The organism is Amycolatopsis sp. NPDC021455 (assembly GCF_040640995.1).
In the GTDB taxonomy this organism is placed as follows: Bacteria; Actinomycetota; Actinomycetes; order Mycobacteriales; family Pseudonocardiaceae; genus Amycolatopsis.
This window is the reverse complement of record NZ_JBFACT010000019.1, coordinates 64,736-87,483: the sequence shown is the minus strand read 5'-3', so window position 1 is coordinate 87,483 and position 22,748 is coordinate 64,736. Positions and strand designations below refer to the sequence as shown.

The 22,748-nt window shown below is 73.8% G+C and carries 4 protein-coding genes; all 4 read right to left on the bottom strand.

Going from position 1 to position 22,748, the window contains the following annotated elements; genetic code table 11:
• Nucleotides 1–7: 7 nt before the first annotated feature.
• A complete protein-coding gene (locus AB0G28_RS22430; RefSeq protein ID WP_361091943.1) occupies nt 8–1,258 on the bottom strand; it encodes an MFS transporter in 1,251 nt (416 codons plus the stop codon).
• Nucleotides 1,255–20,940 (bottom strand): non-ribosomal peptide synthase/polyketide synthase, encoded by a 19,686-nt coding sequence (locus AB0G28_RS22425; protein ID WP_361091940.1) that lies wholly within the window; start codon nt 20,938–20,940, stop codon nt 1,255–1,257. The genes AB0G28_RS22430 and AB0G28_RS22425 overlap by 4 nt, the downstream gene beginning before the upstream one ends.
• Nucleotides 20,941–21,088: 148 nt before the next feature.
• Nucleotides 21,089–22,498 (bottom strand): serine hydrolase domain-containing protein, encoded by a 1,410-nt coding sequence (locus AB0G28_RS22420; protein ID WP_361091937.1) that lies wholly within the window; start codon nt 22,496–22,498, stop codon nt 21,089–21,091.
• A gap of 49 nt (nt 22,499–22,547) precedes the next feature.
• On the bottom strand, nt 22,548–22,748 hold the full coding sequence (locus AB0G28_RS22415) for an MbtH family NRPS accessory protein (RefSeq protein ID WP_361091934.1): 201 nt from the start codon (nt 22,746–22,748) through the stop codon (nt 22,548–22,550).

The window sequence follows — 22,748 nt, the reverse complement described above, 5'->3', positions numbered from 1 at the left end:
GGCGTGGTCATCGCCTGGTCTCCTCGGTCGTCGGTGCGGTTTCGGCGGTGAGGGTGTCGCTGCGGGGGAACCGGCGGAGCGTGGGGCTGAAGGTGACGAAGAGGGTCACCAGCGCGATGCCCGCGGCGCACAGCAGGACGGCGTCCGTGCCGGGGAAGGCCTGCACCACCAGGCCGCCGAAAGCCGGCCCGGTCGCCGCGGACACCCCGCCGATCACGGCCATCACGCTGGTCAGCCGTCCACGCAGCCGGTCCGGGGTGAGCAGCAGCTGGTAGGTCCCGATCGTCGTGTTGGCGGTCGGCGGGGACAGGGCCATCGCGACGAACAGCGCCCCCAGCAGGTAGCCGTCGTGGATGACGGCCGCCAGCGGGGTCAGCAGGGTCAGCACCCAGAACACGCTCATGATCGACACGTAGGGGCTGAGCCGCCGCTGCAGGGAGGGCGCGATCAGGGAGCCCACCACCCCGCCGACCCCGAGCATCGCGGCCATCACGCCGATCTCGCCCGAGGTGATGCCCCGCTCCTGGGCCAGCACGATGACGACGATGTAGTAGGCGCTGAAGAAGAAGTTCAGGCTCACCGCGCACGCCATGGTGGCGCGCACGTGCCGCACCGACCACACCCAGCGCAGCCCCTCGGCGATCTCCCGGCCGAAGTGCCGGCCGGCGGACGGCACCTCGGCGCGGCGCGGCGCGCGGACGAAGCAGAGGGCCACCAGCGAAACCAGGTGGGCCAGCAGGTCGAAGGCGAACGGGACGACCCGACCCAGTGCGTAGAGGAACCCGCCGCCCGCGGTGCCCGACAGCTGGCCGAGCGCGCCGCGCGCGGAGTTCATCGCCACCGCGGTGGGCAGCTGGTCCGCGGACACGACCCCGGCCAGCATCGCATCTTCGGCCGGTCCGAACAGCGACCGGCAGCAGCCCATGACCGCCGCGACCACGACGAGCTGCGCGACGCTCACCACGCCCCACCAGATCGCCGCCGCCAGGCTCGCCACCGCCAGCGCGTAACCGGCTTCGCAGCCGAGCAGGATCTTCTTGCGGTCCCAGCGATCCGCCAGCGCTCCCGCGGGCAGCCCCGCGACGAGCTGGGCCATCGCGTCCACGCCGAGCACCAGCCCGGACAGGGCCGGCGAGCCGGTCACCGCCAGCACCAGCAGCGGCAACGCGATCATCGACGCGCTGAACCCGGCTTCCGACAGCGCCTGGCTGCACCACAGCAGCTGGTAGTTCCGGTTCCGGGAAAGCCGCGTGGTCACCGTCGCCCCTTCCGGCCGGCGGGAACCCGGCTGTCGGCCGCGATCCGCCGCAGGGCGGCGGCGAAGTCGCCGGCCACCGCTTCGACGGTCCGCCGGTCGTGCCGGCCGGGCTGGTAGATCAGGGAGAACACCAGCTCGCCGTCCTCGACGGCGCCGACCAGGTCGAGCAGGTGCGGGCGGTGCTCGGCCGGGTCGTGGTCGAGGCCGAGCGAGCCGCGGACCGCGGCGAACAGGCCTTCGGCCCCCGCCTTCCCGGTGCCGTCCCACTGACCGAGGTAGTTGAAGGTGATCTGCGGCTGCGGCCCGGTGCCGGCGAGCCGTTCCCGGACGTCCGGGTCGCCGAGGTGGCGGAGCGCGCCGTAGCCGAACCCGTTGCCCGGTACGGCCCGCAGTTGCTTGCGGACCGACTTGACCAGCGTCCGCCAGTCCGGGTCGTCCGCGCCGTCGACGGACAGCCCGACCGGGAACAGCGTGGTGAACCAGCCGACGGTCCGGGTGAGGTCGACGCCGTCGAGGACGTCCTCCCGGCCGTGGCCTTCCAGGGCGATCGACACGTCCGGGCGCCCGGTCCACCGGGCCAGTGCCCACGCCAGCGCGGTGAGCAGGACGTCGTTGACGCGGGTGCGGTACGCCGACGGCGCCGAGCGCAGCAGGGCGTTGGTGTCGTCGGCGTCGAGCACCACGGTGACCTCCGCCGTGCCGACGGTCCCGCCGTCGTGGTCCACCGGCAGCTCGCCCGAGGCGGGCAGGCCGGTCCAGTAGGCCAGCTCGTCGTCGAACCCGCCGTCGCGGACGTGGTCGCGGAGGCGGTGCGCCCAGTCCCGGAACGACGTCGTCCGCGGGCCGAGGTCGATCGGGACGCCCCGCGCGGCCTGCCGGTAGGCGTTGTCGAGGTCGTCGAGCAGGATGCGCCAGGAGACGGCGTCGACCACGACGTGGTGCACGGCCAGGAACAGCCTCGCCCGCCACCCCGCGTCCGCGGTGACGAGGACGGCGGCCAGCAGCGGGCCGCGCGTGAGGTCGAACCCGGCGTGGGCGTCGTCGGCGATCCGCGCCAGCGCGGCCTCCCGTTCGGCCTCGGGCACGGCGGTCAGGTCCTCGTGGCGCAGCGCGGGCACCGGTTCGACGTCGGCGTTGTGCTGGCGCCAGCCCTCCTCGGTGCGGGTGAAGCGCATCCGGAGGGCGTCGTGGTGGGTCCACACCGCGGCCAGGGCCCGCTCCAGCGCGCCGGCGTCGCAGCCGTCGGCGAGCTCGACCAGCATGGACTGGTTGAAGTGGTGCGGGTTGACGGTGTGGGTGGCGAAGAACCAGTCCTGGATCGGGGTCAGCGGCACCGGCCCGGTGACCGGCCGGTCCGGCTCCGCCGTCTCGGCCACCGCGCCGGCCACGGGGGCCAGTGCGGCGACGGTCTGGCGCAGGAAGATGTCCTTGGTGGACAACCGCAGCCCGGCCCGGCGGGCCAGGGACACGACCTGCATGCTGAGGATGGAGTCGCCGCCCAGCTCGAAGAAGTTGTCCGCGGTCCCGACCCGGTCCACCCCGAGGACCTGGGCCCAGATCTCGCAGAGCACCCGTTCGGCCGGGGTCGCCGGCTCGACGTAGCCGGTGCCCGGTTCGGCCGTGTCGGCGACCGCGGGAAGGGCGCGGCGGTCGACTTTGCCTTGCGGGGTCAGCGGAATCGCCTCGATGGGGACGAACACCGACGGCACCAGGTAGTCGGGCAACGTCTCCTTCAGCGCCATCCGCAGCCGCGCGGGGTCCGCCGTCGAGACGACGTAGGCGACCAGCCGGGCGTGCCCTTCCTCCGGCCGGGTCGCCACCACGACCGCGGCCGTGACCTCGGGCAGGCTCGTCAGGGCCGCCTCGACCTCGCCCGGCTCGACCCGGAAGCCCCGGATCTTCACCTGGTCGTCCAGCCGGCCCAGGTACTCCAGTTGCCCGTCCGTCGTCCAGCGAACGCGGTCGCCGGTGCGGTACATGCGTTCGCCCGGCTCGCCGAATGGATTGGCGACAAAGCTCCCGGCCGTCCGGCCCGGCCGGCCGAGGTAACCACGGGCCAGCTGCGCCCCGGCGAGGAACAGCTCGCCCGGCACACCGGCGGGCACCGGCCGCAACTTCTCGTCGAGAACGTAGGCACGCGTGTTGGCCAACGGACGGCCCAGCACCGGTCGGCCGGTGTCCCCGACCCGGCACGAGACGGCGTCCACTGTGTACTCAGTGGGTCCGTAGAAGTTATGAGCCACCGTAACTTCCGCCGCCGCCAGCTCACGCCAAAGACCCTCGTCGAGAGCTTCGCCACCGAGCATGAGGATCTTCGGCCGATGCCGCCGGTCGGTCAGCAGTCCCGCGGGAATCAGACGACGCAGATAGGTCGGAGTCAGATCCAGGAAGTCGATCCGGCGCTCGGCGACGTAGTCGACCAACGCGTCCGGGTCGAGCCGGACATCGTCGCCCACCAGGTGCAACTCGTGGCCATCGGCCATCAACACCGGGCCTTCCAGCGACGTGTCGAACGACAACGTCGCCGTCAACGCCACCCGCAGTCGTTGTCCCGGTGGGGCGAAATCGTTGCGGTGATTGAAGAGCAGGTTGGTGAGGTTGCGATACGGAACCGCCACCCCCTTCGGACGGCCGGTCGAGCCGGACGTATAGATGACATAGGCCGTGTTGTCCGGCCGCAGCGGCGCGATCCGGTCCGCGTCGGTGAGATCCGCGGCGGAGTACTCCCCCAGCTCCACTTCGGAGGGCTCCAAGACCAGGCTCGTCCCGGCGTCCTGCAGCAACAGCTCCTTGCGGTCGGCAGGCAACGCCGGATCGATCGGCAGGTAGACCGCACCCGCCTTCAACACCGCCAAGAAAGCGATGATCGCTTCAGCAGTGCGGGGCAACGCGACCGCCACGACTCGCTCCGGGCCCGCACCCAGCGAAACCAGATGCCGGGCCAGCCGGTTGGCGCGAGCGTTCAGTTCCGAGAAGGTCAGCTCGACGTCCCCGGCGACCAGCGCGGTCTCCTCCGGGCGCTGCCGGGCCTGGGCCTCGAACAACTCGGTGACAGTGACCGCGGGGACGTCCAGGCCGGTGTCGTTCCACGTCTCGACCACCAGGTCGCGCTCGGCCGCGGGCAGCAGCGGCAGCGCCTCGACCGGCCGGTCCGGGTCGTCGGCGATCCCGGCGAGCAGGACGCCCAGGTGCCCGGCCAGCCGGTCGATCGTGCGGGCGTCGAACAGGTCGGTGTTGTAGGTCAGGACGGCCCGCAGCACGTCCCCGTCCGGCTGGAACTCGACGCTCAGGTCGAACTCGGCGGTGGTCATCGGCAGCTCCAGCTCGCTCGCGGCGAGGCCGGCGAAGGCGGGCAGGCGGTTGCCGGTGTTCTGCAGCGCCACCAGCACCTCGAACAACGGGGTGCGGCTGGGGTCCCGGTCCGGCTGGACGGCGTCGACGACCCGGTCGAACGGCAGGTCCTGGTGGTCGAACGCCTCGCGGACGCCCGCGGCGACCTCGTCGAGGAACGCCGTGAAGGGCAGGTCCGGGCGGACCCGCGAGCGCAGCACCAGGGTGTTGACGAAGAACCCGACGAGTCCGTCCAGCTCGGGCCGCTCGCGGCCGGAGGCGACCGTGCCGACGGCGACGTCGTCCTGGCCGGCCCAGCGGCCGAGCAGCACCTGGCACGCGGCGACGAGGGTGGTGAACAGGGTCGTCTCCCGCTGCCGGCTCACCTGCTCCAGCCGGGCGGTCACCGCCGCCGGGACGGCGATCTCCCGGATCGCGCCGCGGGTGGTGCGCACCGGCGGCCGGGGCCGGTCGGTGGGCAGCTGCAGCGGCGTCAGGTCACGCAGGCGCTCGGTCCAGTACTCGACCTGCCCGGCGAGCACCCGCTCGGCGAGGCGGCCGCGTTGCCAGGCCGCGAAGTCCGCGTACTGCACGGGCAGGGGCGGCAGATCGGCCTGCTCGCCGCGCAGCGCGGCCTCGTAGAACAGGCCGACCTCTTCGGCGATGAGCCCGTTCGACCAGCCGTCGGTGACGATGTGGTGCACGGTGACGACGAGCACGTGCTCCCGGGGCGCGAGCCGGATCAGGTTGACCCGCAGCAGCGGCCCTTCGCGGAGGTCGAAGGGCTGTTCCGCGTCGGCGCGCAGGATCTCCGCGAGCGCCTCCTCCCGGGCGTCCGCGGGCAGCCCGGTCAGATCGGTGACCGGCACCGGGACCGGCGCGGGCGGGTGGACGACCTGGACGCCGTGGCCCTCGGCCGAGCCGAAGGTGGTCCGCAGCGGCTCGTGCCGGGCGACCAAGGCGGTGAACGCCGCCGCGAGCGCGTCGACGTCCAGTTCGCCGCGTAGCCGCACCGCGGAGCCGGTGACGTACTCGGTGCCGCCGGGTTCGAACTCGTCGAGGAACCACAGCCGCTGCTGGGCGAAGGACTGCGGCAGCTCGCGGTCGCGGGGCACGACCGGGATCGGGTCCTCGTCGGTGGCCCCGACGGTTTCGATCGCGGCGGCGAGCCGGGAGACCGTCGGGTGGGCGAACACCGCCCGCGGCGACAGCGAAACGCCGCATTCCGCCAGCAGCCGGGAAACGAGCCGGATGCTGAGGATCGAGTCGCCGCCGAGCTCGAAGAAGTTGTCCTTCGCCCCGACCCGCTCGAGCCCGAGCAGCCGTTGCCAGATCCCGGCGACGGCGCGCTGGGTCGCGGTGGCCGGCTCGACGTAGGGCTGTCGCGAAGTCAGCGGGCCGTCCGGGGCGGGCAGGGCCCGGCGGTCGACCTTCCCGTTGCGGTTCAGCGGAAGCGCCGCCAGCACCAGGACGACGGCGGGGACCATGTACTCGGGCAGGGCCGCGGCGGCGTGCGCCCGCAGCTCCGCGAGGTCAGCGGTGCGCCCGGGAGCCGGGACGACGTACGCGACCAGTCGCCGGGTGCCCGCCTCGTCGGCGTGGACGCTCGCGACCGCCTGGGCGATCGCCGGGTGCGCGGCCAGCACGGCTTCGACCTCGGCGAGCTCGATCCGGAACCCGCGCAGCTTGACCTGGTCGTCGGAGCGGCCGAGGAACACCAGTTCCCCGTCGGGACCGCGCCGGACGACGTCGCCGGTGCGGTACATCCGCTCCCCCGGCGCGCCGAACGGGTCGGCGACGAACCGCTCGGCCGTCAGGCCGGGGCGGCCGAGGTAACCGCGCGCGCACCCGGCGCCGGCCAGGCACAGTTCGCCGGGCGCCCCGGCCGGGACCGGCCGCAGTTCCGCGTCGAGCACGTACGCGCGCATGCCGTCGAGCGGACGGCCGATGGGGACCGGCTCGGGCACCGCCGCGTCGCCGGCCATCCGGAACGAGGTGGCGAAGGTGGTGGTTTCGGTGGGCCCGTAGCCGTCGACCACGACGAGGCCCGGGCACGCGGCCCGGACCGCCCGCACCACGGCGGGCGGGACGACGTCACCGCCGGTCCACACCTCGCGCAGGCCGCGCAGGCAGTCCGGGGCGTCCTGGGCGAGCAGCCGGAAGAGCCCCGCCGTCAGCCACGCCGACGTCACGTCGTGCTCGGAAACCGCGCGCCGCAACGACTCGGGAGTCAGGTCGGGCCCGCCGGGCAGGACCGTCGCGCCTCCGGTGAGCAGCGGGACCCACAGCTCGTAGGTGGAGGCGTCGAAGGCCAGCGGCGAGTGCGCGAGCACCCGCGTGTGGGCACCGCCGGTGAACCGGCCGTCCTGGGCCAGCGCGGTGATGTCACGGTGGCGCACGGCGACGCCCTTGGGCACGCCGGTGGAGCCGGAGGTGTACATCACGTAGGCGAGGTTTTCGGGCCCCACCGGGCGGTCCGGCGCGGTGCGCGACCGCTGCTCGCCGACGGTCAGCACCGGTCCACTGTGGACGGCTTCGGCGGCCGTCAGCCAGGTGTCGCCGGCCACCACGACCGACACCCCCGCCTCGGCGAGCACCGCGCGCAGCCGCTCGTGCGGCGCACGGGTGTCCAGCGGCACGTAGGCCGCGCCGGCCTTGAGCACGGCGAGCTCGGCGACGACGTGCTCGACCGACGGTTCGAGCAGCAGCCCGATCCGGTGCTCGGCGGCGACGCCCCGTTCGGCCAGCCGCCCGGCCAGGTGGTTGGCGCGCTCGTCGAGCTCGGTGTAGGTGAGGGTCCGGTCGCCGGCGAACACCGCGGGGTCGTCCGGATGCCGCTGCACCTGGTCCGCGAAGAGCGCGAGCACCGTCGCAGGTGTCCCGGCGGCGCCGGGACCGTGGGCGTCGGCGAGGACCCGGGCGCGTTCGGCGGCGCCGACCCACGGCACCCGGGCCAGCGGCCGGTCCGGGTCCGCGGTGACGGCGTCGAGCAGGAAGACCAGCCGCTCGGTCAGCGCCGTGACGGTGCCGAGGTCGAACAGCGCCGGGTCGTAGGCGAGGTCGAGGGTGAGGCCGTCGTCCAGGTACGCCCGCAGGCACAGCGCGAAGTTCGTGGCGTCGGTCGCGGTGACCTCGGCGACCCGGGGCGCACCCGCGGTGGCGGGCTCGCTGATCGGGTAGTTCTCGAACACCACCATGCTGTCGAACAGGTTCTGCCCGGCGGGCACGTCACTGAGCGGGCGCAGCCGGGTCAGCGACACGAAGTCGTGGTCGCGGGCTTCGCTCTGAGCTGCCTGCAACTGCCCCAGCCACCGCGCGACCGGCTGGGCGCCGTCCACGCGGACGCGGGTCGGGATGGTGTTGATGAACAGCCCGATCATCGTCTCGACGCCGGGCAGGTCGGCCGGACGGCCGGACACGGTGGTGCCGAACAGCACGTCGCGGTCGCCGGAGACCAGCGCCAGCAGCAGCGCCCAGCCGCCCTGGACGAGGGTGTTGACGGTGAGGCCGTGGGTCCCGGCGAACTCGCGCAGCCGCAGGGTCGCGGCCGGGGGCAGCGCGGTCCGGACCGAATCGGTGGAGCGGGACTCGTGGGCCTGGGCGGGCGGCCGGTCGTAGGGCAACGCGGTCGGGGCGTCGAAGCCGGCCAGGGTGGTCCGCCAGAACTCTTCGGCGGCGGCCTGGTCGCGGCCGGCCAGCCAGCCGAGGTAGTCCCGGTAGGGCCGGCGGGCGACCAGGGCGGGCCGGACACCGGCGGTCGCGGCGGCGTACTGCTCGCAGGCCTCGGCGAAGACCTGGGCGGTGCTCCAGCCGTCGAGGACGACGTGGTGGCAGGTCCAGACCAGCTCGACCTCGTCGCCGGGCAGGGCGGCGATCGCCAGCCGGGTCAGCGGGGCCCGGGTCAGGTCCAGCGGGGCGGCCCGGTCGGCTTCCAGGAGGTCCCGCAGGGCGGTTTCCCGCGCCGCCGGGCCGAGGTCGCGCCAGTCGTGGTGGGTGACCGGCAGGGTCGCGGTGCGCTCCACGACCTGCACCGGCTCCTCCACCCCCGTCCAGACGAGCCGGGTGCGCAGGACCGGGGTGCGGTCGACCACCCGCTGCCAGGCCGCGGCGAGACCCGCGGGGTCGGCGACGCCGGCGAGCCGCACGCGGACCTGTTCGAAGTAGGCCGGGGAGCCGCCGTCGAGCAGGGTGTGGAACACCATGCCGGCCTGCAGCGGGGTGAGCGGGTAGATGTCCTCGACCGCGCGCCCGTCCCCGGCCACGGCGTCCACTTCGGACTGACTCAGCCGGGCGAGCGGGAAGTCGGACGGCGTGCGGCCGCCGGCGCCCGGGGCGGCGCAGTGCGCGACGATCTCCCGCAGTGCCGCCGCGACCCGCTCCGCGAGTCCACGCACGGTGTCTTCCCGGTGCACCTCGGGGGTGTAGGTCCAGGCCAGTTCGAGCCGGCCGTCGTCGACGATGCCGACGACGTCGAGCAGGGCGCCGCGCGGCCGCTCGGGGTCGGCGTCGGCACCGAGGTCGCCACCCCAGCCGCGGTACAGCCCGTCGGCGTCGCCGCCGGCGCTCCACTGTCCGTGGTAGTTCAGGGAAATCTGCGGGACGGGCCCGTCCCGCAGGGGCGAGTCCGGCGTCAGCCAGCGCAGCGCGCCGTAACCAATGCCCTTGCCGGGCACGGCCCGCAGCTGCTCCTTGACCGCCTTCAGCGTCGGTCCCCAGTCCTCGGCGGCCGGGAGGGTCAGTGCGACCGGGAACTCGGCGGTGAACCAGCCGACCGTGCGGGACAGGTCGAGGTCGTCGAAGATCTCTTCGCGGCCGTGTCCCTCCAGCGAGACCAGGACGCGCTCGCGGCCGGTCCAGCGGGCCAGGACCCGGCCGAGCGCGCTGAGCAGGACGTCGTTGATCTGCGTGCGGTAGACCTCGGGCACCTGGTGCAGCAGGGCGTCGGTGGTGTCGGCGTCCAGGGCGACGGTGAGCGTGCGGGTGGTTCCGGCGGTGTTCTCCCCCGCCGCGTCCACGGGCAGGTCCGGGTCGACGCCGTCGAGCGCTTCCGTCCAGTACGGCAGTTCGGCCTCGAAGGCGCGGGCGTGCCCGGCGAGCCGGTCCGCCCAGCGGAGGTAGCTCGTCGGCGCCGGGCCGAGGTCGACCGGGTGGCCCGCGACCACCTGGCGGTAGGCGGTTTCGAGTTCTGCGAACAGGATCCGCCAGGACACGCCGTCGACCACCAGGTGGTGCACGACCAGCAGCAGCCGCGGCGGCCGCGCCTCGGAGGCGACCAGCACGGCCGCGACGAGCGGGCCGTCCCCGACCCGCAGCGTGGCGCGAGCTTCGGCCGTGACCGCGCTGATGTCGGACGATTCGGCGTGCCTCAGCGCCGGGATCTCCGCGTCCGGCCGGAACTCCTGCCGCCACCCGTCGCCGGTGCGGGTGAACCGGGTGCGCAGGGCGTCGTGGCGGGCCAGCACGGCGGCCAGCGCGGTTTCGAGCGCCGGGAGCTCCACCTCGGGGTCGAGTTCGGCGAGCGTGGACATCGTGAAGTGGTCGCCGGCGCCGGTTTCGAAGAACCACCGCTGGATCGGCGTGAGCGGCGCCGCGCCGGCGAACCCGGATTCGGCTTCGGCCGGTGCTTCGACGCCGGTGACGAGCGCGAGCTCGGCGATGTTCTGGTGGCGGAAGACGTCCCGGGAGGTCAGTCGCAGGCCGTGGCGCCGGGCCAGCGAAACGACCTGGATGGACAGGATCGAGTCCCCGCCGAGTGCGAAGAAGTTGTCGTCCACCCCCGGTTCCGCGACCCCGAGGACCTCGGCCCAGATCTCCGCCAGCAGCCGTTCGGTGTCCGTGCGCGGAGCCGTCCGGCCCTCGGCCGGACCGGGGTGCACGGTGGGTTCGGGCAGCGCGCGGCGATCGACTTTGCCTTGCGGGGTCAGCGGAATCGCCTCGATGGGGACGAACACCGACGGCACCAGGTAGTCGGGCAGCGTCTCCTTCAGCGCCGTCCGCAACCAGGTCGGGTCCGCGGCCGAAACGACGTAGGCGACGAGCCGGGCATGCCCTTCGGCGGACCTGCCGGCCACCACGACGGCCCCGGCGACCTCGGGCAGGCGGGTCAAAGCGGCTTCGACCTCGCCCGGCTCGACCCGGAACCCCCGGATCTTCACCTGGTCGTCCAGCCGCCCCAGGTACTCCAGCCGGCCATCGCCGGTCCAGCGGACCCGGTCGCCGGTGCGGTACATGCGCTCACCGGGTTCGCCGAACGGATCGGCGACAAAGCTCCCCGCCGTCCGCCCCGGGCGGCCCAGGTAGCCGCGGGCCAGCTGCGCTCCGGCCAGGAACAGCTCACCCGGCACACCGGCGGGCACCAGCCGCAGGTTCTCGTCGAGAACATAAGCACGCGTGTTGGCCAGCGGACGCCCCAGAACCGGCCGGTCGTGGTCGCCCACCCGGCACGAGACAGCGTCCACTGTGTACTCGGTCGGGCCGTAGAAGTTGTGCGCCACGGTGACTTCCGCCGAACCCAGCTCGCGCCAGAGCGTTTCGTCCAGGGCCTCGCCACCCAGCATGAGGATCTTCGGCCGGTGCCGCGGGTCCGTCAGCAGCCCGGCGGGAAGCAACCGGCGCAGGTAGGTCGGCGTGAGGTCGAGGAAGTCGATCCGGTGCTCGGCGATGTAGTCGACCAGCGCGTCCGGGTCGAGCCGGACGTCCTCGCCGATGAGGTGCAGTTCGTGGCCGTCGGCCATCAGCACCGGGCCTTCCAGCGACGTGTCGAACGACAACGTCGCCGTCAACGCCACCCGCAGCCGCTCCCCGGACACGGCGAAGTCGGTGCGGTGGTTGAAGAGCAGGTTGGTGAGGTTGCGGTACGGGACGGCCACGCCCTTCGGGCGGCCAGTCGAGCCGGAGGTGTAAATGACATACGCGGTGTTGTCCGGTCGCAGCGGCGCGATCCGGTCCGCGTCGGTGAGATCCGCGGTGGAGTAGTCCCCCAGCTCCACTTCGGAGGGTCCCAAGACCAGACTGGCCCCGGCGTCCTGCACCAGCAGCTCCTTGCGGTCGGCAGGCAACGCCGGATCGATCGGCAGGTAGACCGCCCCCGCCTTCAACACCGCCAAGAAAGCGATGATCGCCTCGGCGGTCCGCGGCAACACCAGAGCCACCACCCGCTCCGGGCCCGCACCCAGCGAAACCAGATGCCGGGCCAGCCGGTTGGCGCGAGCGTTCAGCTCCGCGAAGGTCAGCTCGACGTCCCCGGCCACCAACGCGGTCTCCTCCGGACGCTGCCGAGCCTGGGCCTCGAACAACTCCGTGACAGTGACCTCAGGCACGTCCAGCGCGGTGTCGTTCCACCCCTCCACCACAAGATCGCGCTCGGCCGCGGGAAGCAGCGGCAGCGCCTCGACCGGCCGGTCCGGGTCGGCCGCGACGGCGGTGAGCACCACCGTGAGGTGCTCGGCGAAGCGCCGCATCGTCGCCGCGTCGAACAGGTCGGTGTTGTAGTTGAGCTGGCCCCGCAGGCCACCGGGGTGTTCCTCGAACTCGATGCCCAGGTCGAACTCGGCGGTGGTCAGCGGCAGCTCCAGCTCGCTCGCGGCGAGCCCGGCGAGGGCGGGCAGCCGGCTGCCGGTGTTCTGCAGGGTCACCAGCACCTCGAACAACGGGGTGCGGCTGGGGTCCCGTTCGGGGCTCAGCTCGTCGACGATCCGCTCGAACGGCACCTCCTGGTGGGCGAACGCGTCCAGGACCGTCCGGCGGACAGTGCCGAGCAGCTCGCCGAACCCCTGGCGCCCGTCCACGCGCGTCCGCAGCACGACGGTGTTGACGAAGAGGCCGACGAGGTCCTGCACCTCCGGGTGGTCCCGGCCGGAGGTCACCGTGCCGACGACGACGTCGTCCTGGCCGGACCAGCGCCGCAGCACCAGCTGACAGGCCGCGAGCAGCGCGGTGAACAGGGTGGTGTCCCGATCCCGGCTCAGCCGGTGCAGCCCGGCGAGGGCTTCGGCGCCGAGGGCGAACTCGTGCTCGGCGCCGTTCGCCGTCCGGGTCGCCGGCCGGGGGCGGTCGGTCGGCAGGTCCAGCGGGCGCAAGCCGTCGAGCTCGCGCCGCCAGAAGCCGAGCTGGTCGTCGAGGAAAGCACCGGTGAGCCGGGTGCGCTGCCAGGCCGCGAAGTCCGCGTACTGGATGGGCAGCGCGGGCAGTTCGGCGGTCTCGTCGCCGTAGAGGGTGGCCAGCTCACCGGCGAGCACGCCCATCGACCAGCCGTCGGTGATGATGTGGTGCAGGGACAGCACGAGCGCGTGGTCGTCCGCCGCCAGGCGGACGAGCCGGGCCCGCAGCAACGGGCCGCGCGCCAGGTCGAACGGCCGGGCGAGGTCCTCGGCCAGCAACCGCCGCAGGTCCTCCTCCGCCGTGGGGCCGGCGAGGTCGGTGACCGGCAGCGCGAGCTGCCAGGGCGGCCCGACGACCTGGCGGGGCCGGCCGTCGACGGCCGGGAAGGTGGTGCGCAGCGACTCGTGCCGGGCGATCAGCGCGGTGAGCGCCCGGGCGAGCGCGCCGGGCCGCAGGTCCCCGCGCAGCCGCACGCCGAAGACCGTGACGTGCTCGGGGTTGTCCGGGACGAAGTCGTCGAGGAACCACAACCGCTGCTGGGCGAAGGACAGCGGCAGCTCGCCGTCGCGGTCCACCGGCGTGATCGCCGCGGTGAGCGGGGTGGCGGACGCGGCGGGCAGCGCGGCCGCCAGGCCCGCCACCGTCGGGTGGTCGAACACCGTCCGCGGGGACACTTCGACGCCGAAGGTCTCGCGCAGCGCGGAGGCGAACCGGATGCTGAGGATGGAATCCCCGCCCAGCTCGAAGAAGTTGCCGTCGGCTCCGACGCGCTCCAGGCCGAGCGTGGTGGCCAGGACTTCCGCGACCGTGCGTTCGGCGTCGGTGCGGGGTTCGACGAACCCGGCGTCGGCGGACGCCACCGGCGCGGGCAGCGCCCGGTGGTCGAGCTTCCCGTTGCGGGTCAAGGGGAGTTCGCCGAGCGTGACGAACGCCGACGGGACCATGTAGTCCGGCAGCGACCGGGCCAGGTGTTCGCGCAGCCGCGCGGTGCTCGGCGGGGCGTCCGGCGTCGCCGGGACGACGTAGGCGACCAGCCGCTTGCGGCCGGGTTCGTCCTCGCGGGCCAGCACCGCCGCCGAGCCGACGTCGGTCAGGGCGAGCAGGGTGGCCTCGATCTCGCCCGGCTCGATGCGGAAGCCGCGGATCTTCACTTGGTGGTCGGCGCGGCCGTGGTAGCGCAGGGCGCCGTCGTGGGTGCGGGACACCCGGTCGCCGGAGCGGTACATGCGGGACCCGGGGGCGCCGAAGGGGTCGGCGATGAACCGGGCGGCGGTCAGCCCGGGACGGCCGAGGTAGCCGCGGGCCAGTCCGCCGCCGGCGACGTAGAGCTCGCCCGGCACCCCGGCCGGGACCGGGTTGAGGTCGGCGTCGAGGACGTGGCCGCGCAGGTCGGGCAGGACCGTGCCGACGAGTCCCGGAGCGTCCATTTCGGACACCAGGTCGTGGTGGGTGACGTGCACGGTGGTTTCGGTGATGCCGTACATGTTCACCAGCCGGGGCGCGCGGTCGCCGTGGCGGGCGAACCAGCCGGCCAGCCGACGCGTGTCCAGGGCCTCGCCGCCGAAGACGACGTACCGCAAGGCGAGCCGGGCGCCGGTTCCGGGATCGTCCTCGTCGGCCCGGACGAGCTGGTAGAAGGCCGACGGCGTCTGGTTGAGCACGGTGACGCCTTCGTCGGCCAGCAGGCGCAGGAACTCCCGCGGCGAGCGGGACACGGCGTGCGGCACGACGACGAGCCGGCCGCCGTGCAGCAGCGGGCCCCAGATCTCCCAGACGGAGAAGTCGAACGCGTAGGAGTGGAACAGCGTCCAGACGTCGTCGGCCCCGAAGCCGAACCGGGCGTCGGTCGCGGCGAACAGGCGGGTGACGTTGCGGTGCGGGATCACCACGCCCTTGGGCTGCCCGGTCGAGCCGGAGGTGTAGATGACGTAGGCGGGGTGGTCCGGGGTGCAGCGCGGCGGCGGGTCGGTGTCCGGGCCGGAGTCCACCTCGACGTCGTCGGGGCCGAGGACGGCGACGGGGTCGGTGTCGGCGAGCATCCGCTCGACGCGCGCGGCCGGCGTGGCCGGGTCGATCGGCAGGTACGCGGCCCCGGCCTTGAGCACGGCGAGGATCGCGACGACCTGCTCGGCCGAGCGCGGCAGGCGCAGGGCGACGAACCGTTCGGGCCCGGCGCCGAGCGCGATCAGCCGGTGCGCCAGGCGGTTCGCCCGGGTGTTGAGCTCGGCGTAGGTCAGGTGGGTGCCGCCGTCGGTGAGCGCGACGGCGTCGGGACGCGCCGCGACCTGGGCGGCGAACAGCTCGGTGATGACCGGCGCGGGCAGCGGTACCGCATCGCCGGTCACCAGCCGCGCGCGGTCTTCGGCCGACAGCCACGGCAGCCGGGCGATCGGACGGTCCGGGTCCTCGGCGAGACCCAGCAGCAGGGTCTCCAGGCGGGCCGCCAGCGCGGCCGCGGTTTCCTCGTCGAACAGCGCCGGGTCGGTGCAGAGCTCGAAGCCCAGGCGACGGTCGACGAAGGCGCGCAGGGTGACCGGGAAGTTGGTGGCGTCCAGCGCGGTGACCTCGCGCAGGGTGACCCCGGCGCGCGCGGCGGCGTTCTCGTCGAACGGGTAGTTCTCGAACGCGACCATGCTGTCGAACAGGTTCTCCCCCGGCGGGACGTCGCTGAGGGCGCGCAGCTTCCCGAGCGCGAGGAAGTCGTACCGCCGGGCCTGGTTCTGCTCGTCCTGCAGCCGCCGCAGCCACGCGAGCACCGGCTCGCCGCTGTCGATCCGCGTCCGCGTCGGGACGGTGTTGATGAACATCCCGATCATGGTTTCCACGCCCGGCAGGTCGTCGGGACGGCCGGACACGGTGGTGCCGAACACGACGTCGGACTCGCCGCTGTGGTGGGCCAGCAGCAGCGCCCACGCGCCCTGCACGAGGGTGTTGACGGTCAGGCCGTGGCGTCCGGCCACCTCCCGCAGCCGCGCGGTGTCCTCTGTGGACAAGCTCGTCCGGGTCGTCCGCGACGAGCGCGCCCGGTGCGCGCTCGCCGGGGGCCGGTCCCAGGGCAGCGGAGTCGGGGCGGCGAACCCGGACAGCACGCCCCGCCAGTGGTCTTCGGCCGCGGTGACGTCCTGGGCGGCCAGCCAGCCGAGGTAGTCGCGGAACGGCCGGTGGGCCGGTACCCGCGGCACGCGGTGCTCGGTGAGGGCGGCGTACTGCTCGCACACCTCGGTGAAGACCTGCGCCAGGCTCCAGCCGTCGAGCACGATGTGGTGGAAGGTCCAGATCAGCAGCACCCGGTCGTGGGGCAGCGCCGCGATGGCCAGCCGCGTCAGCGGGGCGGTGGTCAGGTCGATCCCGGCGGCGGCTTCCTCGTCCGAAAGCCGCTCCCGCTGCGCGCTCTGGTCGGCCTCCGGCAGCTCGCGCCAGTCATGCCGGGTGATCGGCACGACCGCCCGGCGCTGCACCACCTGCAGGGGCTCTTCGACGCCGTCCCAGACCAGCCGGGTGCGCAGGATCGGGGTCCGGTCGGCGACCTGCTGCCAGGCGAGCGCGAACGCGTCGGGGTCGCGAACACCATCCAGGAGCATCCGGGCCTGGTCGACGTAGGCGCCGGCGGTGGGCTCGAGCAGGGTGTGGAACAGCATCCCCGCCTGCAGCGGGGTCAGCGGGTAGACGTCGTCGACCTCCCGGCCGTCACCCACCAGCAGGTCCACAGTGGACTGGTCGAGCCGGGCGAGCGGGAAGTCCGACGGGGTGCGCCCGCCGCTGCCGGGCAGCGCGCAGTGCGCGACGATTTCGCGCAGTCCCGCCAGCATCGCCTCGGCCAGCTCCCGGACCGTCCCGGAGTCGTTGACCTGGTCGGAGTAGGACCAGGTCAGCGACAGCTCGCCGGCTTCGACGACGCCGACGACGTCCAGCTGGTGGGTGCTCGCCTCCTCGGGGGCGATCTCCGGGCCCGGGCTGTCGTGCCGGCCGCGGAACAGGCCGTCGCCGCCGGAGCCGGAGTCCCAGCGGCCGTGGTAGTTGAAGCAGATCTGCGGGAGCGGGAACGCCTGCAGCGCGTGTCCCGGCGCGCCGGGCTCGCCGAGGTGGCGCAGGGCCTCGTAGCTCAGGCCCCGGCGCGGGACGGCCCGCAGCTGCTCCTTGACCGCCTTGAGGGTCGCCCCCCAGTCCCTCGACGGCGGCAGGTCGAGCGCCACCGGGAACTGCGTGGTGAACCAGCCGACCGTGCGGGAGAGGTCGACGCCGTCGAGGACGTCCTCGCGGCCGTGCCCCTCCAGCGCGATCAGGACGCCGTCCCGGCCCGTCCGGTCCGCCAGGGCGCGCCCGAGCGCGCTCAGCAGCACGTCGTTGACCTGGGTCCGGTAGGTGGCGGGGACGCGGTGCAGCAGCGCGTCGGTGTCTTCGGCGCCGAGGGTGACGGTCAGCGTGCGGGTGGAGCCGGTGGTGCCGGCGCCCGCGTGGTCGGCGGGCAGCGCCGCCGGGACCCGGCGGGCCACCTGCGTCCAGTGCTCGAGGTCGTCGTCGAACCCGCCGGAACGGACATGCTGCTCCAGCAGGTGCGCCCACTGGGTGAACGCCGTGGCCGTGGCCGGGAGCCGGATCTCCGCCCCGGCGGCGGCCTCGCGATAGGCGGTTTCGAGGTCGCCGAGCAGCAGCCGCAGCGACACCCCGTCGGCCACGAGGTGGTGCACGGCCAGGAACAGCAGTGGCGGAAGGGTGCCGCGGACGAGCAGTACCGCGCCGGCGAGGGTGCCGGTGGCCAGGTCCAGCCCGGCGCGCACCTGCGCGGCCGCGGCCTCGATGCCGGCGCGCTGCCCGGCCTCGCCGAGCGAGGACAGGTCCCGGATCCGCAGGACCCCGGCCGGGGCGGTGGGCGTGACCTCCTGCCGCCACTGCCCGTCGACGGTGAAGAACCGGGTCCGCAGGGCTTCGTGGTGGGCGACGACCGCGTCGACGGCGGTCCGCAGCGCCTGCCGGTCGACGTCGGCGGGCAGTTCCAGCAGCTGCGACATGGTGAAGTGGTTCAGCGGCCCGTGGGTGGCGAAGAACCAGTGCTGGATCGGGGTCAGCGGCGCGGGCCCGGCGACCGGCACCGCGACCGGGGTGTGCGCCGAGGTGGTCTGCACGGCGGTCGCGAGGCCGGCGACGGTCTGGTGCAGGAAGATGTCGCGCGAGGTGAGCCGCAGGCCGGCCTGGCGGGCCCGGGCGACCACCTGGATGGACAGGATCGAGTCGCCGCCGAGGCCGAAGAAGTTGTCCTCCACGCCGACGCGGTCGACGCCGAGCACCGCGGACCAGATGGCCACGAGCTGGTGCTCGACGGCGGTGCGCGCGGGCACGTAGGCCTGGCCGTCGTCCGCCGGGGCGTGGGGCGCCGGGAGCGCGCGACGGTCGACTTTTCCGTTGGTGCTCAAGGGAAGCGCGTCGAGCGTCACGAACGCCGACGGCACCATGTAGTCGGGCAGGTCACGCTGCAGCCACGCCCGCAGATCCGGCTTTCCGGCCGTGACGACGTAGGCGACCAGTCGCCGGTCGCGGGCGACGACCACGGCTTCGGTGACGTCCGGGTGGGCGGCCAAGGCCGTCTCGATCTCGCCCAGCTCGATGCGGAAGCCACGGATCTTCACCTGGTCGTCCGCGCGGCCGACGAACTCCAGGACACCGTCCGCGGACCAGCGCACGATGTCACCGGTGCGGTACATCCGCTCCCCCGGTTCACCGAAGGGGTTGGCCACGAACCGTTCCGCCGTGAGCCCCGCTCGGCCGAGGTACCCGCGGGATACACCGCTCCCTGCGATGAACAGCTCGCCCGCCACCCCCGGCGGAACCGGCCGCAACCCCTCGTCCAGGATGTAGGCGGCCATGTTGTCCAACGGCCGTCCGATCGGCATCGCGTCCGGCACCACGTCCTCGTGGGCCAGGACGAACCTGCTGGCGAAAGTCGTCGTCTCCGTCGGACCGTAACCGTCGACGACGGTCAGACCAGGACACGCCTCCCGCACCTGCCGGACCGCGGCGGCGGGCACGACGTCACCGCCGGTCCACACCTCGCCGAGACCCCGCAGGCAGCCGGGATCCTCCTGCGCCAGCAACCGGAACAACCCGGCCGTCAGCCACAGCGCACGCACGCCCCGAATGACGGCATCACGCACCACCTCGGCGTCCACATCGCCCGGCGGCGCGACGACCACCCGGCCGCCGTTCAACAGCGGCACCCACACCTCATACGTCGACGCGTCGAACGCCTGCGGCGAGTGCACCAGCACCGCCCGGTGCGCCTCGCCCGCGAACGAGCGGTCCGAGGCCAGCGCCACGATGTCGCGGTGGGTCACCGCGACGCCCTTCGGCGTCCCGGTCGAACCCGAGGTGTACATCACGTACGCCAGGTTCCCGGGCCGCACCACGACAGGTGCCCCCTCCGGGCCGGTCTCGTCCACTCGTACCATCGGTCCACTGTGGATGTCCACACAGGATCGATCGGCGACCACCACGGAGACACCCGCTTCGGCCAGCACCAGCCGCATCCGGCTCGCCGGCGCCCGCAGGTCGATCGGGACGTACGCGGCGCCGGCCTTGAGCACCGCCAGCTCGGCGACGACGACATCGGCCGACCGCTCCAGCAGCACCCCGACCCGGTCCTCCACCCCGACACCCAGCTCGGCCAGCCGCCGCGCGAGCCCGTCGGCACGAGCGTCCAGCTCCGCGTACGTCAGGTCGTCGACCGCCAACGCGTCCGGCGTGCGGCGGACCTGGTCGGCGAACCGGCTCACCACCGTCGCCTCGGCCACCGGGTGCGCGGTGTCGTTGAACGTCCGCAGCACGCGCTCGCGGTCGCCGTCGGTCAGCAGGTCCAGCTCGCCGACCGGGCGGTGCGCGCCGGCGGCGATCGCGGTGAGCAGCACGGTGAGGTGCTCGGCCAGCGCGACGACGGTCCGCTCGTCGAACAGGTCGGTGTTGTACTCCAGCGATCCCTCGAGCGCGGCCGCGGCCGGCTGGAACTCGACGGTGAGGTCGAAGGTGGCCGCCCGGCGGGCCACCTCGACCGGTTCGGCCGTCAGCCCGGCGAAGTCCGGCTGCCCGCCCTGGCTCCCCTGCAGCAGGACCATCACGTCGAACAGCGGGTTGCGGCTGGGATCGCGGTCGACCCGCAGGGCTTCGACCAGTTTCTCGAACGGGGTTTCGGCGTGCTCGAACGCCTCCAGCACCGTCGTGCGGACCGCGTCCAGGAACGTCCCGAACGGCTCCGCACGATCCACAGTGGACCGGATGACGACCGTGTCGACGAAGAAGCCGACCGTCCGCTGCAGTTCGGGCCGGTTCCGGCCGGAGACCACGCTGCCCACGGCGACATCGGTGCGGCCGGCGTAGCGGGCGAAGAGCACCTGGCAGGCGGCGACCAGCACGGTGTACAGCGTGGTGTCGTGGACCCTGGCCAGCTCGGCCAGCCCGGACGCGACCTCCGCCGGGACGCTGAAGCGGTGCACGGCACCCGCGGTCGTGCGCACGGCCGGCCGGGACCGGTCGGTCGGCAAGTCGAGCGGTTCGACCCCGGCCAGCTGGGTGGTCCAGTAGGCGAGGTGCCGGTCGAGGGCGGGTCCGGCGAGCCGGTTCCGCTGCCACACGGCGAAATCGGCGTACTGCACCGCCGGCTCGGGGAGGTTCGCGGGCTCGCCGCGGACGGCGGCCGCGTAGAGTGCGCCGAGCTCGCCGACCAGGATGCCCATCGAGGCGCCGTCGGTGACGATGTGGTGGGCGGTGAGCAGCAGGACGTGCTCCTCTTCGGCGACCCGCACCAGCAGGAACCGCACCAGCGGCCCGCGGCGGAGGTCGAACGACCGGCCGTACTCCGCTCCCAGCACCTCGTCCAGATCGGCGTCGGTGGTCAGGTCCAGCGTCCGCACCGGGATCTCCGAAGCCGGGTGGACGACCTGCACCGGGATGCCACCGGTGTCGTCGATGGTCGTGCGCAGGGACTCGTGGCGGGCCACCAGCTGCGCCAGGGCGCCGGTGAGCGCGCCGGTGTCGAGCGGGCCGGTCAGCCGCAGCCCCACGGCGCTGTTGTACTCCGCGTCCCCGGGCCGGAACTCGTCGAGGAACCACAGGCGCTGCTGGGCGAACGACAGCGGCGGGGCCTGCTCGCGCGGCGCCCGGCCGATGACGTCGGACCGCTCCGCCCGCCCGGCCAGCCGGCGCTTGAGCGTCTCCCGCAGTTCCGCGGGCAACGCGTCGATGCGGCTCTTCCTCGAGGTGGTCATCGCTTTTCGTTCCTCACAACACGAGTCGGGTGGGTTGGGGTGGCCGGGTGCCGCGAATGACTCATTCGGGACGTCGGAGGTCCCGAATGAGTCATTCGCGACGTTCCGACGCGCGGCCGGGACGCTCGGCGCTCTCGGCGGGCGAGGGTCAGGAGGCCCGGCGCCGCCGGGCGACGCGGCCGCCGGCCTGCATGGCGCTGACGGTCCCGGTGGCCGGGTCGGTCAGGAAGCGGCCGCCGATGATCCGGCGACCGGTGGCGGGTTCGCGCACCGAGAACGACCCGTCGCGCAGCAGCGCCAGCTCCGGGTAGACCTCGCCGTCGACGACGAGGACGGCGCCGTCCGCGCGGACGTCGACCTGGTACTCGAGATCGCCGTTGGTGTAGTGGCCCGACAGGTCGGTGGCCGGGCGGGCGGCGCGGTCGAGGCCGTGGGGCAGCTCGTAGTCGCCGACCGGCAGGCCTTCGGCGCGCAGGGCGGCGACCAGGTCGACCCACAGCGCCGAGCCGGTGCTCCCGTTGGTGGTGAGCGCGACGACCCGGTCGTGCCCGGGGTCCACCCGCAGGTGGCAGGAGGTGCCGTCCGCGGTGCCGTCATGACCGGCCCAGTGACATCCGAGGCTCCGGCTCGCGCCGGGGGCTCCGCCACCCGGAGCCCCCGGCAAACAGCAGTCCGCGTCGGCGCCCCGGTAGCCGGCCAGGCCGAGCCCCCAGGCGTCGGCCAGCCCGAACGGCTCCGCACCCGGGACCGGACGGCACATCAGCTCGGCCAGGTCGGCCGGCAGGGGCCCGTCGCCGCCGCAGAACATGCGGCCGAAGGCGGCCAGGTCCTCGGCGCTCAGCGCGAGCGCCCCGGCCGCGGCCTCGACGGGGGTCAGGGTCTGCGCGACGGGCCGGGCGCGGCCGGTGGCGGCGTGCACGGCGTGGCCGCTGACGTGGGCGTCCGCCCGGCGCCGCGTGCCCGGCTCGACGACGAACGCGCTGTCGATGCCGAGTTCGCCGAGCAGCAGCGTGTCCATCGCCTCCCACCAGCTCATCCCGGTGACGGCCTCGACCACGTACCCGGCGAGCACGTACCCGACGTTGGAGTAGGAGAAGCCTTGCCCGGGCGGCTGGACGAGCCCGGCGTCGCGGCACACCCGCAGGTACCGGCGAGCCGAGCCGGCCTCCTCGGCGGCGGGGCCGAGCCCGGCGGGCAACCCCCCGGTGTGACTCAGGACCTGCCCGACGGTGGGCCGCCCGACCTGCGGCCCGAGGCCGTCCAGGTGGTCGGCGAGGGGGTCGTCCGGGTCCAGGTCGCCGTCGGCGACGAGCAGCATCGCCAGCGCCGCGGTGAACGCCTTGGTGATGGAGCCGACCGGGAACTTCGCCGTGGCGGTGATCCCCCCGGCCACGGCGGAGTCCGTCCGGCCGCCGTCGTGGACGACCAGCTGGGCGGCGGGCACGCCGTGCTTGTGGCAGAGGCCGGCGAGCAGCCCCTGCAGCCGGCCGCCGGCCGCGGGCCGCGCGTCCCCGGCCGGAACCCGGAGACTCTGGGAAAACGTCGAAGGAGAGGGCATGAACGGGGACCTTCCGCGTCGGTTCGGTGGGGGCGGCGGTACGGACGGCTCAGCCGTCGGCCGCCATCTGCCGCTGGAGGCTGAGCGGCCGCATGTCGGTCCAGACCTCGTCGACGTGGTCCATGCACTCCTGGCGGCCGCCCCGGAACCCGTCGGCACGCCAGCCCGCGGGGATCTCGTTCGCCACCGGCCACAGCGAGTACTGGCCTTCGTCGTTGACCAGTACCTGGAACTCGGCGTCTTCCTGCAT

Excerpts from the sequence above, each read along its gene's own strand:
- AB0G28_RS22420 (WP_361091937.1), bottom strand. The coding sequence starts at position 22,498 with ATGCCCTCTCCTTCGACGTTTTCCCAGAGTCTCCGGGTTCCGGCCGGG.
- AB0G28_RS22415 (WP_361091934.1), bottom strand. The coding sequence starts at position 22,748 with ATGCAGGAAGACGCCGAGTTCCAGGTACTGGTCAACGACGAAGGCCAG.
- AB0G28_RS22425 (WP_361091940.1), bottom strand. The coding sequence starts at position 20,940 with ATGACCACCTCGAGGAAGAGCCGCATCGACGCGTTGCCCGCGGAACTG.